The 14,093-nt window shown below is 72.3% G+C and carries 11 protein-coding genes; 6 read left to right on the top strand and 5 right to left on the bottom strand.

The window, feature by feature from the left end:
• From lspA to DZF91_RS35780, 3 genes are all read left to right on the top strand, one after another.
• A partial coding sequence (lspA, locus tag DZF91_RS35790; protein ID WP_328589265.1) for a signal peptidase II occupies positions 1 to 602 on the top strand: 602 nt, incomplete at its 5' end.
• Positions 599 to 1,528 (top strand): RluA family pseudouridine synthase, encoded by a 930-nt coding sequence (locus DZF91_RS35785; protein ID WP_117361464.1) that lies wholly within the window; start codon positions 599 to 601, stop codon positions 1,526 to 1,528. The genes lspA and DZF91_RS35785, both read left to right, overlap by 4 nt.
• 95 nt (positions 1,529 to 1,623) lie before the next feature.
• Positions 1,624 to 3,243, top strand: coding sequence for an amino acid permease (locus tag DZF91_RS35780; protein ID WP_235834807.1), 1,620 nt, complete (start codon positions 1,624 to 1,626; stop codon positions 3,241 to 3,243).
• A gap of 102 nt (positions 3,244 to 3,345) precedes the next feature.
• Here DZF91_RS35780 and DZF91_RS35775 read toward each other — a convergent pair whose 3' ends face one another.
• Positions 3,346 to 3,666 carry a chorismate mutase gene (locus tag DZF91_RS35775; RefSeq protein WP_117361463.1) on the bottom strand — a complete coding sequence of 107 codons (321 nt, stop codon included), beginning with the start codon at positions 3,664 to 3,666 and terminating at the stop codon, positions 3,346 to 3,348.
• Positions 3,667 to 4,009: 343 nt separating this feature from the next.
• Here DZF91_RS35775 and DZF91_RS35770 point away from each other — a divergent pair, with 343 nt between their 5' ends.
• Positions 4,010 to 5,401, top strand: a complete 1,392-nt coding sequence (locus DZF91_RS35770) for an AI-2E family transporter (protein WP_235834806.1) — start codon at positions 4,010 to 4,012, stop codon at positions 5,399 to 5,401.
• Positions 5,402 to 5,633: 232 nt separating this feature from the next.
• Complete coding sequence (gene dnaE, locus DZF91_RS35765; protein ID WP_117361462.1) at positions 5,634 to 9,164, top strand: DNA polymerase III subunit alpha; 3,531 nt, start codon at positions 5,634 to 5,636, stop codon at positions 9,162 to 9,164.
• A gap of 88 nt (positions 9,165 to 9,252) precedes the next feature.
• Here dnaE and DZF91_RS35760 read toward each other — a convergent pair whose 3' ends face one another.
• Together DZF91_RS35760 and DZF91_RS35755 are read right to left on the bottom strand one after the other, a co-directional pair.
• A complete protein-coding gene (locus tag DZF91_RS35760; RefSeq protein ID WP_117361461.1) occupies positions 9,253 to 10,137 on the bottom strand; it encodes an LLM class flavin-dependent oxidoreductase in 885 nt (294 codons plus the stop codon).
• A 74-nt stretch (positions 10,138 to 10,211) separates the two neighbouring features.
• On the bottom strand, positions 10,212 to 10,940 hold the full coding sequence (locus tag DZF91_RS35755) for a DUF6882 domain-containing protein (RefSeq protein ID WP_117361460.1): 729 nt from the start codon (positions 10,938 to 10,940) through the stop codon (positions 10,212 to 10,214).
• Positions 10,941 to 11,208: 268 nt separating this feature from the next.
• Here DZF91_RS35755 and DZF91_RS35750 point away from each other — a divergent pair, with 268 nt between their 5' ends.
• A complete protein-coding gene (locus tag DZF91_RS35750; protein WP_147341539.1) occupies positions 11,209 to 12,114 on the top strand; it encodes a hypothetical protein in 906 nt (301 codons plus the stop codon).
• A gap of 877 nt (positions 12,115 to 12,991) precedes the next feature.
• On the opposite strand, the gene ybaK is transcribed toward DZF91_RS35750, so the two are convergent.
• Both ybaK and DZF91_RS35735 read right to left on the bottom strand, forming a co-directional pair.
• Entirely contained in the window at positions 12,992 to 13,492 is a 501-nt protein-coding gene (gene ybaK / locus DZF91_RS35740; RefSeq protein ID WP_117361457.1) for a Cys-tRNA(Pro) deacylase, read from the bottom strand.
• A 40-nt stretch (positions 13,493 to 13,532) separates the two neighbouring features.
• Positions 13,533 to 14,093: LON peptidase substrate-binding domain-containing protein (locus tag DZF91_RS35735; protein ID WP_117361456.1), on the bottom strand; the 561-nt coding region annotated here is incomplete at its 5' end.

Genomic DNA, 14,093 nt, shown 5'->3' with positions numbered 1-14,093 from the left:
GGTCCGGCGGGCGCGGGCGCGGCCGACCGCGCCGGATCGGCGTGCTGGTCGCGGTCGCCGCGGCGGCCCTGGCCGCCGACATCGTGTCCAAGATCGTCGTGGTGGCGTCCCTGACCGACGGCGACACCGTCCGGCTGCTCGGCGGGCTGCTGACGCTGCGCCAGACCCGCAACAGCGGGGCCGCGTTCTCGATCGGCACCGGCTACACCTTCGTCTTCACGATCATCGCGCTCGGCGTGGTCGTCGCGATCGTCCGGACGGCCCGGAACCTGCGCAGCGCCCCGTGGGCGGTGTGCCTCGGCCTGCTGCTCGGCGGCGCGCTCGGCAACCTGGTCGACCGGGTCTTCCGCGCGCCCGGCCTGTTCAAGGGCCACGTGGTCGACTGGATCGAGCTGCCGCACTGGCCGGTGTTCAACCTGGCCGACTCGGCGATCTGCTGCGGGGGCGCGCTGGCCGTCCTGCTGGCCGCCCGCGGCCTGCAGGTGGACGGCACGCGCGTCGGCGACGAGACCGGCGGCGACGACGAGCCCGGAGCCGGAGCCGCCACCGCCGAGGGCGACGCCCGCACCGGCGGCAGCGGAGACAAGGAGGGGTCCGCGTGAGCGACGTGCGCAGCCTCCCCGTCCCCGACGGGCTGGAGGGCGAGCGCGTCGACGCCGCCCTCGCCCGCCTGTTCGGCCTGTCCCGCGGACGCGCCGCCGACATCATCGCCGCCGGGGACGTCCTCCTCGACGGCAAGGAGGTCGCCAAGTCCGACCGGGTGACCGGCGGGTCGTGGCTGGAGGTCACCCTCCCGCCGCCGCCGTCCGCGCCGGTCCCGGTCGCCGAGCCCGTGCCCGGCATGGGCATCCTCTACGAGGACGACGACATCGTCGTGGTGAACAAGCCGATCGGCGTCGCCGCGCACCCGACCGTGGGCTGGACGGGCAAGACCGTGCTCGGCGGGCTGCTCGGGGCCGGGCACACGATCGCCACGTCCGGCGCGTCCGAGCGGCAGGGCATCGTGCACCGGCTGGACGCCAACACCACCGGCGCGATGGTCGTCGCCAAGAGCGAGACCGCCTACTCGCGGCTCAAGCGCGCGTTCAAGGAGCGCCGTATCGACAAGCGCTACCAGGCGCTGGTCCAGGGCCACCCCGACCCGTTCCGCGGCACCGTGGACGCGCCGATCGACCGGCACCCCTCGCACGACGGCCGGTTCGCGGTCGTCGCGGGCGGCAAGCCGTCGGTGACGCACTACGACACCGTCGAGGCGTTCCGCGCCGCGACGCTGCTGGACGTCGACCTGGAGACCGGCCGCACGCACCAGATCCGCGTGCACATGGCCGCGATCCGGCACCCGATCGTGGGGGACATGGCCTACGGCGCCGACCCGACGCTCGCCGCCCGGCTCGGGCTGAAGCGGCAGTGGCTGCACGCCGTCCGGCTGGGGTTCGAGCACCCGGCGCACGGGGAGTGGGTCGAGTTCGAGAGCCCCTACCCCGACGACCTCGCGCGCGCCCTGGAGATCGTCGCCGCCGAGTCTTGATCTTCGCTTGACCGTCCGCGCCGCCCGGACGGGTACGTCTGCCCCATATCCGGTGTCGTGGCCCGACGCCGGAGGGGGACCACCGGGGGGCGGGCGTGAGCGACGAGGACGAGCGCGGGAGGGGCGCCAACCGGGCCGCCGAGGCGGCCCGGGACATGGCCCGGCAGATCGCCTCCGCGGCCCGCGAGGAGGCGGCCCTGGTCCTGGACGCGGCGCGGGCGGGCCGGCCCCCGGTCGGCATCCCGCGCGGCGACGAGGACGAGGGCTACCACCAGTCGCTCAAGCCCCGGCACGTCCAGATGATCGCGATGGGCGGCGCGATCGGCGTCGGGCTGTTCCTCGGCACCTCCCAGCGGCTGCACACCGCCGGTCCGGCCCTGGTGCTGGCGTACGCCCTCGCCGGGGTCGCGGCGTTCTTCGTGATGCGCGCCCTCGGCGAGCTGGTGCTGTACCGGCCGACGACCGGCAGCTTCGTCGCCTACGCGCGCGACTTCATCGGCGAGTGGGCGGGGTTCGCCAGCGGCTGGATGTACTGGCTGAGCTGGGCGATGACCGGCGTCGCGGAGATCACCGCCGTCGGGATCTACGTCCACTACTGGGCCCCGGGCTTCCCGCAGTGGCTGTCGGCGCTGCTCGCCCTGGCGGTGCTGCTGACCGTCAACCTGGTGTCGGTGCGGCTGTTCGGCGAACTGGAGTTCTGGTTCGCGATACTGAAGGTCGCCGCGATCCTGGCGTTCCTGGTCGTGGGGGTCGTGCTGCTCGTCACGCACGCCGGGGTCGGGCCGTCCCACCACGCCGAGCTGCCGAACCTGGTGGACTTCGGCGGGTTCCTGCCCCGCGGCCTGTGGGCGGTGCTGCTCAGCCTGCAGGGCGTGATCTTCGCCTACGCCGCGATCGAGATGGTCGGGATCTCCGCCGGGGAGGCGCAGAACCCGCGCGAGGTCATGCCGCGCGCCATCAACGGCGTGGTCTGGCGGATCGTCCTGTTCTACGTGGGCGCGGTCGCCCTGCTGGTCGTGGTCCTGCCGTGGACGGTCTACCCGCGCGACCGCAGTCCCTTCGTCACCGTGTTCAGCTACCTCGGCGTGCCGGGCATCGGCGGCATCATGAACCTGGTCGTGCTCACCGCCGCCGTGTCGTCCTGCAACTCGGGCCTGTACTCCACCGGACGGATCCTGCGCTCGCTGTCGCAGCGCGGCGAGGCGCCCGCGTTCACGGGCCGGATGAGCTCCCGGCACGTCCCCTACGGCGGCATCCTGCTCACCTCGGTCGTGTACTTCGCCGGGGTCGTCCTGAACGTGTTCGTGCCGCACAAGGCGTTCGAGATCGCCACGTCCATCGCGTCCCTCGGCGTCCTGACGACCTGGGCGGCGCTGCTGTACGCGCAGGTCCGGTTCCGCAGCGCGGCGGCGCGCGGGGAGGTGGAGCGCCCCGGCTACCGGATGCCCGGCTCGCCCTACACCAACTGGGCGACCCTCGCGTTCCTGGCGGTCATCGTGCCGCTCATGGTCTTTGACGGCGAGCAGAAATGGGCGGTCGTCGCCATCCCGTTCCTGGTGGTCTCCCTGTACGCCGGCTGGCGCGCGGTCAACCGCCGTCCCGCCCCCGCCCGCGCGGACGCCGTCCCCGCGGCCACCGCACCCGCCCCCGCAGACGCGAGGCCCGCCGAAACCCTCCCGGCGCCCGAAGCCCTCCCGGAGGAAGGCGGCTTCTAAGCCGTCCGGATCTCCGGTCCGAACCGATCGCCGGGACGCGGGGTCTCCCGCGGGCGGCCGGCGCTGGCGTCGGCGTCGGCGGGGCTGGGTGGCCGGGAGTGGTCAGGGGGACGCGTGGGTCGCGGACTCCTCGGCGACCTCCAGGCCGGCCTCGATCACGGCGTTCATGATCCGGGCGAGCCGTTCCGCGCCGAGCGCGGGCGCGCGCTCGGCCATCGCCGCGACGATCCGCCGCTCCCGCTCGGGATTGCGGCCGGCGAAGCCGCCGACGGGCTTGAGCCGCTGCACCACCCCCGCCATCGCGGCCCGGCGCGCCAGCAGGTCGGCGAGCGCCGCGTCGATCGTGTCGATCGCGGTCCGCGCGGCGTCCAGGTCGGCGACGTCCGCCGGGTCGGGCAGGCAGATCCGCAGTTCCTCGGCCATCGGGGTCCTCTCGTCAAGGGCGGCCCCCTCCAGCAGTACCCGGGGCCGCGCGTTCGCATGAAAAAAGACGGGGCCCTGTGGGGGCTCCGCCTTCTGCCGGCTCCGGGGTCGTCGCTCAGGTCGCGCCGACCGGCTCACCCGGAGCCGGCTGCGTAAACCCGAAATAGCGACGTGTCACGACCGTGATGCTAGGGGACGCCGCCGGGACCGTGCCACTCACCAGGACGGACGTCTCAGGTGCTGAGACGTTCCGGTGCCCGCCCTCTCGGGCCACCACACGGTCGCCAGGACGCCTAACCTTGCCCTGACGGCCTTAGGGACCATCGCACGGACGGGGCGCGCAGTGGCCAATGATCGGACGACGGGCGAACGCGGAACGCAGTTGGTGCCGCCGCTGCTCGGCTGGGCGGCGGCGTGGGCCTGGCGGCTCATCGCCGTCGGCATCGTCGTCTACGGCCTGACCTGGGTGGTCGGCACCCTCAAGATCGTCTTCCTGCCGTGCGCGATCGCGCTGTTCGTGACCGCGCTGCTGCGCCCGCTGACCGTCCGGCTGCAGAGCGTCGGCCTCAGCGCGCTGTCCGCGACCTGGCTGACCCTGCTGTTCGCGCTGGCCGTCCTCGGCGGCATCGGCACCTACGTCGGCATCCAGGCGAACGAGGAGTTCCCCAAGCTGGTCACGGAGGTGCAGGGCACCGCCAAGTCCGTCCAGCACTGGCTGGAGAACGGGCCCCTGCATGTCCAGCACTCCAAGCTCAACGACGCGGTCGACCAGGGCAGCAAGTGGGTCGAGGCGCGGCGCGGCATGCTGGCCAGCACCGCGCTGGACTGGGGGACGGCCACGATCGAGGCGCTGGCCGCCATCGTGTTCCTGCTGTTCGTGACGTTCTTCCTGCTCAAGGACGGTCCCGGCATCTGGGACTGGACGACCGGCGGCCTCGGCCGGTACCGCGCGCGCGTCGACCGGGCCGGCCGCGCCGCCTGGGAGACGCTGTCCCAGTACGTCCACGGGACGGTCCTGGTCGCCGCCATCCACGCCGTCGTGCTGGCGGTCGTGCTGGCCGTCATGGGCGTCCCGCTGGTCGCCCCGCTGGCCGTCGTGATCTTCCTCGGCAGCTTCATCCCGATCGTCGGCATCTTCGTGGGCGGCGGCCTGGCCGTGGCGGTCACCTTCGGCGCCAAGGGCGGGGTGGCGGCGCTGATCTTCCTCGGCATCCTGCTGGTGGAGCACCAGCTGGAGTCCCACCTGCTGCAGCCGATGGTGGTGGGCCGCTGGGTCCGCCTGCACCCGCTCGCGGTCATCCTCGCGATCACCACCGGCGGCGTCCTGGCGGGCATCCCCGGCGCCGCCGTCGCCGTCCCCATCGTCGCCGTCGTCTACCGGGCCTGGCCCGCCCTGCGGGGCACCGACGAACCCACCCCCGCGGAGGCCGCCGACGGACCGCCGGACGACACCGGTGGGCGGGCCCGCCTGGTGCCGTCCTCCGGCGCCAAGGCCCCGCCCGGCGCGAGCGGCGATGCGGAGGAGGCCGCCGGAACGTCGGTAGAGAGCCCGGGAGCGCCCGGGAAGGCGTCCGGCGCGTCCGAGCCGTCCGGAAAGGGGCCCCGAGCGTCCGGAGAGAGGCCCGGAGCGTCCGGGGAGGGGCCTGGCGCGTCCGGAGAGGGATCCGAAGCGTCCGGCGAGGGAAGGCCCGGAGCGTCCGGCGAGGGAAGGCCCGGCGCGGCGGGGGAGAGCTGATCGCGACCGGCCGGACACGCCCCGCGCGGCGCCCCTCGACCGGGTGATGTCGGGACAAGCCGGGTGTCTGCGTGTCGAGGTCCGGCCGCTCCGCCGACCGGGTTAGGCTCTTTGGGCCACGTCGTCCCGGAGGGGGCTCCAGGACGACGATCTTCCCCGGGCCAGGTTCCAACCGGCGCGTGCCGTCCGCACGCGGGCGGTCGCATGCGACAACTCAGGAGGCGCGTCAGTCGTGGGTGACTCGTTCGTACATCTGCACGTCCATACGGAGTACTCCATGCTGGACGGCGCCGCGCGTCTGAAGCAGATGTTCGCCGAGGTCGAACGGCAGAAGATGCCCGCGATCGCGATGACCGACCACGGCAACATGCACGGCGCCTACGACTTCTGGAAGAACGCCAAGTCGGTGGGCGTGACGCCGGTGATCGGCATCGAGTCGTACATGGCGCCCGAGTCCCGCTTCCACAAGAAGAAGGTCACCTGGGGCGACCCGTCCCAGAAGCGGGACGACGTGTCCGGTGGCGGTCTGATCAACCACAAGACGCTCTGGGCGCGCAACAAGCAGGGCCTGCACAACCTGTTCAAGCTGAGCTCCCGCGCGTACATGGAGGGCTTCGTCTTCAAGTACGCGCGCATGGACGAGGAACTGCTCGCCGAGCACTCCGAGGGCCTGATGGCCACGACGGGGTGCCCGTCGGGCAAGATCCAGACCCGCCTGCGGCTCGGCCAGTTCGACGAGGCGCTGAAGGCCGCCGCGAACTTCCAGGACATCTTCGGCAAGGAGAACTACTTCCTGGAGCTGATGGACCACGGCCTCGACATCGAGCGCCGCGTCCGGGACGGACTGCTGGAGATCGGCAAGCGGCTCGGCATCAAGCCCGTCGTCACCAACGACTCGCACTACACCCACGAGTCGGAGGCGACCGCGCACGACGCGCTGCTGTGCGTCCAGGTGGGCAAGCAGCTCGCCGACCCGGACCGGTTCCGGTTCGACGGCAGCGGCTACTACATCAAGTCCGCCGACGAGATGCGGTCGATCGACAGCTCCGACGCGTGGCTCGAGGGCTGCCGCAACACGCTGATGATCGCCGAGCGGGTCGACCCGACCGGCATGTTCGAGTTCCGCGACCTGAGCCCCAAGTTCCCGGTGCCGGAGGGCGAGACCGAGGAGACCTGGTTCCGCAAGGAGGTCTGGAAGGGCCTGCACGAGCGGTTCCCCGAGGGGCTGCCGGACGGCTACGCCGAGCAGGCCGAGTACGAGATGGGCGTCATCATCGGCAAGGGGTACCCCTCGTACTTCCTGGTCGTGGCCGACTTCATCATGTGGTCCAAGCGCAACGGCATCCTGGTCGGCCCGGGCCGAGGCAGCGCGGCGGGCTCGCTGGTCGCGTACGCGATGGGCATCACCGACCTCGACCCGATCCCGCACGGCCTGATCTTCGAGCGGTTCCTGAACCCCGAGCGCGCCTCGATGCCCGACATCGACATCGACTTCCCTGAAGACCGGCGGGCCGAGGCCATCCGGTACACCACGGAGAAGTGGGGCGCCGACAAGGTCGCCTACATCGCCACGTTCGGCACCATCAAGGCGAAGGCCGCCGTGAAGGACGCCGGCCGCGTCCTGGGCTTCCCGTACGCGCTGGGCGACCGCATCTCCAAGGCGTTCCCGCCCGCCGTCATGGGCAAGGACATCCCGCTCTCGGGCATCTTCGACGAGAAGCACCCGCGCTACAACGAGGCGGGCGAGCTGCGCAGGCTGTACGAGGAGGAGACGGACGTCAAGCAGGTCATCGACCTGGCGCAGGGCCTGGAGGGGCTGATCCGGCAGACCGGCGTGCACGCCGCCGGCGTGATCATGAGCGGTGAGACCATCACCGACCACGTGCCGGTGATGCGCCGCGACTCCGACGGCGCGATCATCACGCAGTTCGACTACCCGACCTGCGAGACGCTCGGCCTGCTGAAGATGGACTTCCTCGGCCTGCGGAACCTGACGATCATCCAGGACGCGGTCGACAACATCAAGAAGAACAAGGGCATCGACCTCGACCTGCTGAAGATCCCGCTGGACGACCGTCCGACCTACGAGCTGCTCGGCCGCGGCGACACCCTGGGCGTGTTCCAGCTGGACGGCGGCGGCATGCGGTCGCTGCTGCGGCTGATGAAGCCGACCGAGTTCGAGGACATCTCCGCCGTCGGCGCGCTCTACCGGCCGGGCCCGATGGGCGCGAACTCGCACACCAACTACGCGCTGCGCAAGAACGGGCAGCAGGAGATCACCCCGATCCACCCCGAGCTGGCCGAGCCGCTCGAGGAGATCCTGGGCACGACCTACGGCCTGATCGTGTACCAGGAGCAGGTCATGTCGATCGCGCAGAAGGTCGCGGGGTACACGCTCGGCAAGGCGGACCTGCTCCGCCGCGTCATGGGCAAGAAGAAGAAGGCCGAGCTGGACGCCCAGTTCGAGGGCTTCGAGCAGGGCATGATCGACAACGGCTTCTCCAAGGAGGCCGTGAAGACGCTGTGGGACATCCTCGTCCCGTTCTCCGACTACGCGTTCAACAAGGCGCACTCGGCCGCCTACGGCCTGGTGTCGTACTGGACGGCCTACCTGAAGGCCAACCACGCGGCCGAGTACATGGCGGCGCTGCTCACCTCCGTCGGCGACGACAAGGACAAGAGCGCGCTGTACCTGAACGAGTGCCGCCGCATGGGCATCAAGGTGCTGCCGCCGGACGTCAACACCTCCGAGGCCGACTTCACCCCGATCGGGGAGAAGGAGATCCGGTTCGGGCTGAGCGCGGTCCGCAACGTCGGCGTGAACGTCGTGGAGGGCATCATCGCCGCCCGCCGCGAGAAGGGCGCCTACACCGACTTCAACGACTTCCTGAACAAGGTGCCGACCCAGGTCTGCAACAAGCGGGTGGTCGAGTCGCTGATCAAGGCGGGTGGGTTCGCCGAACTCGGGCACCAGCGCAAGGCGCTGCTGATGGTGCACGAGCAGGCGATCGACTCGGTCATCGACATCAAGCGCAAGGAGGCCATCGGGCAGGACTCGCTGTTCGGCGCGCTGGAGGACGAGTCGGGCGAGGACGCGTTCGCGGTCGCCATCCCCGAGGACGAGGAGTGGGACAAGACCACCCTGCTGTCGTTCGAGCGGGAGATGCTCGGCCTGTACGTGTCGGACCACCCGCTGCTCGGCATCGAGCACGTGCTGGAGCGCGAGGCCGACTGCTCGATCGCGTCGCTGAACGAGGGCGAGCGCCCGGACGGCCAGGTCGTGGTCGTCGCGGGGCTGCTCAGCGGCCTGCAGCGCAAGGTCACCAAGCAGGGCAACTCGTGGGCGATGTTCCAGCTTGAGGACCTGGGCGGCGCGATCGAGGTGATGTGCTTCCCGTCGTCCTACCAGCTCTGCTCGACGCTGCTGGCCGAGGACGCGATCCTGGTCGTCAAGGGCCGGCTGGACCGCCGCGAGGACGTCGCGAAGATCATCGCGATGGAGGTGACGCAGCCGGACCTGACGGTCACCGACTCGTTCGGCCCGCTGGCGGTGACGCTGCCGCTCGGCCGCTGCATCCCACCGGTGGTCAGCCGCCTCAAGGAGGTGCTGACGACGCACCCGGGCAACTCCGAGGTGCACCTGCACATCCAGAACGGCCCGCGCACGACGGTCGTCCGGCTCGACGACCGCCTGCGCGTCGCCCCGTCTCCGGCGCTGATGGGCGACCTGAAGCAACTACTCGGCCCCTCCTGCCTGAGCTGACGGGCCGGTAGCGGAGGCCCCATCGGAAGGGCCGGGACGGATCGCCGTCCCGGCCCTCCTGCTTTCCCGGTCCGCGTGCCCTGCGGCGTCAGGCGAGGAGTTCCCTGGTGGCGGGGACGACCTCGTCCGTCCAGAGGCGGAGCTGGCGTCCGTCCGCCTGCTCCGGCCAGTAGACGAAGCTGTCGAAACCGCCGTCGGTCGCCAGGCCCGCGAGGACGCGGGCCCACGTCGTGGCGTCGGCGTGGATCGGTGTCTCGCCGGTGAGGGCGGGCGGCCCGGTCGGGGTGTCGGTGATGTGCCCGACGAGCTGGGAGATGCGGGTGATCGTCGCCGGGTCGCGGCCGGCCTCGATCGCGGCGTCGGTGATGATCCGCTGCGCCTCCGGCCACTTCTCGTAGTTGAGGTAGTGCGGGATGGGCGCGGCCCAGCCGTCGGCGACGCGTCCGGTGAGGGCGAGCGCCCGGGGGCCGACGCTGCCGAGCCAGACGCCGACGGGGTGCGCGGGCGCGGGACCGGCGTGCACGCCCTTCACCGTGTAGTACTCGCCCTCGACCCGGACGGTCTCGCCGGGCCGCCACATCGCGCGGATGATCTCGATGGCCTCGGCCAGCGCGGCGAGCGCCTGCCGGGTCGTGCGGACCGGTCCGCCCATCGCCTCGATGGCGGGCCAGAACGCGCCCGCGCCGAGGGCCAGCTCGAACCGGCCGCCGCTCAGCAGGTCGAGGGTGGCCGCCTGCTTGCCGACCATGGCGGGCCCGCGCATCGGCAGGGACGCCACGTCCGGGAAGACGCGGATCCGCTCGGTCTCGGCGAGCACGGTCGCGATCAGCGCGAAGGTGTCGGCGAGGTCGGCGGCGTAGGGGTGGTCCTGGACGCCGAGCAGGTCGAGGCCGGCCGCGTCGGCCTGCCTGGCGAGCGCGCGGACGTCGTCCAGCCCGCTCGCGACGGGGTTGAGCTGAATGCCGAACTGCATGCCCGCAACCTAGCCGAGCATGATCACACCCGGCGCGGCCGGGGCGGGCGGCGCGGCCCAGTGGACGGCGGGGCTCAGTGGACGGCGGGGACGCCTCGGTCGTCGGGCAGGGACGCCGGGACCAGGGTGGACTCCCAGCGGGCGAAGCGGCCGCGGTCGTCGAACACGGCGCGGGCGGCGCCGCCGCCGGGCAGCGCGACCTCGGTGACGCCGTCCCGCTCCCGGTAGGGGACGCGGTGCCGGCTCAGCAGGCGGGCGAGGGTGAGCCGCGGGTCGCGGGGGAACAGGCTCGTCGCGTTGGTGAGCAGCCGGGGGACCGGCACCGGGTCCCAGCGGGCGGGCGGGGCCTGCGGGTCGTCCACGTGGAGGTAGGCCGAGCCGCCGTCGTAGCCCGCGCCGATGTACCCGCCGCCGCCCAGCACGCCGCCCGCCGCCATGGCGACCAGCTCGCCGCCGTGCCCGGCGGGCCCCTCGTACCAGGACAGGTCGACCTCGGGGGTGGTGAACTCGGGGATGCCCAGACGCTCGCCGAGCGCCCGGATCGGCAGGGTGGGGCGGACGGCCGGGTGGTCCTCGCCGAACTGGGGGTTGGCCCAGCCCCACAGCCAGGTGCGCTCGCGGGTCGCGTAGCTGCCGAGCAGCCCGACCCGGACGGTGACGCCGCCGCTGGTGTAGGTGCGGGCGGTCAGGTCGGCGCTCCAGTCCTCGCGCGGCAGGAACTCCGCGAGCGTCTCCTGCTGCTGCAGGACGACCGCGGAGAGGGCGGCGCCGAGGCGCTCGAACGCGGGACTGAATCCGGACATGTCGGGCAACATTATCTCAAGAAACCGGCGGTTCGGAGGGGGGATTCCGGCGAAAGACCGTACCGGTTCCGCGGCCGTTTCCGGCATCTCGCGACACGGCGTGCGGGGCGCCGGGGGCGCGGTCCCGGACCCGGCGGCGAGGGGGCTAGGCTTTTCGTCGTTGATCGGCGACGGACGGCTACGGGCGCGGCGCGCGGGCCCGTGAGGAGCGTACGAGGTGCGGGGACGGTCCCTCAGGGCGGTGCGGACCTTCGCGGTCACGACCGCGGTGGTCGCGGCGCTCGGCCCGGTCGCCGGATGGGTGTGGCACGCGGTCTCTCCCGCGGTGACCTTCGTGGTGCTGCGCGGCCAGCCGTTCTTCGCCGATGGCGAGACCCAGGCCCCGATCGGCACCGACGCCAGGTTCGCCCTGATCGGCATCCTGGCCGGGGTGCTGTGCGGCGCGGTCGCCTACCGCTTCGGCGGTCGCGGCAACGACCTCACGCTGCTGGCCGGGCTCGCGGCCGGCGGGACGGCGGCGGCCCTGCTCGCCTGGTGGGTCGGGCACCGCTTCGGACTCGCCCACTACCAGCACGTCCTCCGCACGGGACCGGACGGCGCCGAGGTCAAAGGCCCGGCGGACGTCCGCGCCCGCGGCGTCCTCACCTTCTGGCCCCTCTTCGCCGTCGGCGCGTACGCCACTCTCGAAGTGATCGTCAAACGCCTTCCCGCAGCCCCGAGAAGCAGACTCGTCCAAGCCACCGACGCCCCGCCGTCCGCCGAGGCCGCGCCCAACCTCGCAGCCGAAACTCCCGAGCCCGACGGCAAGCACAGCCCGACTCCCGACGCCCAGGCCCCCACGCACGACAACCGTCACCAGCTTCCACCGGAAGCCGCTGCCAACGGCACTGAAGCACGCACGGGTACAGACGCCCCCACGCACACTGACGACCATACGAGTACTGATGGTCGCGCGGACGCTGACGGCCACGCGGACGCTGACGGCCACGCGGGAGCCGATGGCCATGCGGGTCCGGATGGTCATGCGGGTGCTGGCGACCGTCCGAGCACTGGCAATGGTGCGCGTCCTGGTGACGGCGCGAGCAACGGCCGTCCCACAGCCCAGAACCTTCGGCCGGACGACGACCGCGCAGAGGGCAGCGACCGCGCAAACGCTGACGACCGCACGGACTAACACCCACGCGCACTGGGGCCTACGCGCGCTGGGGCCTACGCCCACTGAGGCCTACGCGCGCTGGGGCCCCCGCGCATTGAGGTCCACGCGCGCTGAGGCCCACGCGCGCTGAGGCCCACGCGCGCTGAGGCCCACGTGCACTGAGGCTCACGTGCACTGAGGCCCCCGCGCGCTGAAGCCCACGAGCAGTGACGGACACAGGGAACCGACGACCGCGCGGACTAACGAGCGCGCGGACTGACGACCATGCGGGTGCTGATGTCGTGTGGGCGCTGGCGGTCATGAGGGTGCATGCCGATGGTGGCGTGCTGGTGATGGCGCGATCTACGGCCGTCCCGCAGGCCAGAGCGCTCGGCCAGACGGGCGACCGCGTAGGGGGCGGCGACTGCGCAAGCGCTGACGACCGTGCGGACTAGCAATCGTGCGGACTAGCGACCGCACGCACTGCGCGGACACGACCATACGGGTTCTGATGGTCGTGCAGGCACTGGTAGTCGCGCGGATGCTGACGTCAAGCGGGTGCGGATGGGAGTGCCGGTACTGAGGGTCATGCGGGTACTGGTGACCATCCGAGCGCTGGCGATGGTGGGCGTGCTGGTGGTGGTGCGAGCAACGCTGCTTCGCAGGCCAGAGTTCTCGGCGGACGGCGGACGGCGGACGGTGAGCGCGCGGAGGGCGGCGACCGTGCAGGCATGGGTAACAGCCGTCGCGTGGACGAGGTTCTCCTGTCGGAAGCCGTTGACCACGGAGCGCTGACGGTCGTGCGGACGTTGACGACCATGCGGGTGCTGATGGTGGCGCGGGCAATGACCACCGTCCGGAGGAGGCTTGGGCGACGGCGTGGGCGGTGGCTGCGCGAGGGGCGCCGGGGGGCTGGTTAGCGGCGGGCTATGGCGGCTAGGCGGGCGGCGGTCAGGCGGATGAGGTCGGCGGGGGCCAGTTCGATCTGCAGGCCGCGCCGTCCCGCCGAGACGTAGACGGTCTCCAGTGCCGACACGGACTCGTCGATCACGGTCGGCAGCCGCTTGCGCTGGCCCAGCGGACTGATCCCGCCGACGACGTATCCGGTGGCGCGCTCGGCGTCGTGGGGGTCGGCCATCCGCGCCTTCTTGCCTCCCGCTGCGGCGGCGAGGGCCTTGAGGTCCAGGGTGGACGACACCGGGACGACCCCCACGGTGAGCGCGCCGTCCACCTCGGCGAGCAGCGTCTTGAAGATCCGGTCGTGTGCGATGCCGAGGGCGTCGGCGGCGGCCTCGCCGTAGGACTCGGCGTCCGGGTCCACCTCGTACGGGTGCAGCGCGAACTCGATCTTCGCCTTCGCCGCGGCCACCGTCGCCGGGGTGCCGGTGCCGCCCTGCTGCTTCTTCCCCTTCGCCATGCGCCCAGTCTGCCGCAAGGACGATCAAGCCGTACGGCGGTCAGTTCGGGTGGTACGAGACGTCCAGGAACTGGCCCGCCGGGAGGGTCGGCAGCGCGTCCAGCAGCCGGGTCTCGCGCAGCAGCAGGTCGCGCTCGGCGCGCAGCCGGTGCGCGGCGTCCTCGGCGGCGAGCAGCCGCTGCTTGTCCGCCGGGTCGAGCACGGTCGCCGCCGCGACCAGGTAGGACAGCGCGACGGGGTCGGCGGGGAGTTCGGCCGGGTCGTCCGCGTCCACCCCTGCCGCCGCGAGCCGGTGCCGGTACAGGTGGAACAGCCGCCGGACGCGCCGGACCAGGTCGTCGCCCGCCGCGCCGGGCTCCTCGGGCAGGAACTCCACGTCCCCGCACAGGTAGGACCGGGAACGATCCAGTTCCTTCAGCCGGAACCGCCGTCCGCCCACGGTGACCACGTCGTACCGCCCGTCCGGCAGGGGGACGACCTCGTGCAGTTCGGCGACGCAGCCCACTTCCGCGAGCCTCAGCGGGGCGGCGGCCGGGCCGCCCCCGGCCGGGGCGCCTCCACCTGGACCGTCGCCGGTCGCCGGGGGCGCGGCGCCCGTCGT

It is taken from the genome of Actinomadura logoneensis (assembly GCF_003428695.1).
Lineage (GTDB): Bacteria > Actinomycetota > Actinomycetes > Streptosporangiales > Streptosporangiaceae > Spirillospora > Spirillospora logoneensis.
The sequence above is the reverse complement of the archived record's forward strand: the minus strand, read 5'-3'. Positions and strand labels throughout refer to the sequence as shown.

Bases quoted from the DNA above. Each gene is read 5' to 3' on its own strand.
- DZF91_RS35775 (WP_117361463.1), bottom strand. From the start codon at position 3,666: ATGGCCGAGGAACTGCGGATCTGCCTGCCCGACCCGGCGGACGTCGCC.
- DZF91_RS35760 (WP_117361461.1), bottom strand. From the start codon at position 10,137: ATGCAGTTCGGCATTCAGCTCAACCCCGTCGCGAGCGGGCTGGACGAC.
- DZF91_RS35755 (WP_117361460.1), bottom strand. From the start codon at position 10,940: ATGTCCGGATTCAGTCCCGCGTTCGAGCGCCTCGGCGCCGCCCTCTCC.
- ybaK (WP_117361457.1), bottom strand. From the start codon at position 13,492: ATGGCGAAGGGGAAGAAGCAGCAGGGCGGCACCGGCACCCCGGCGACG.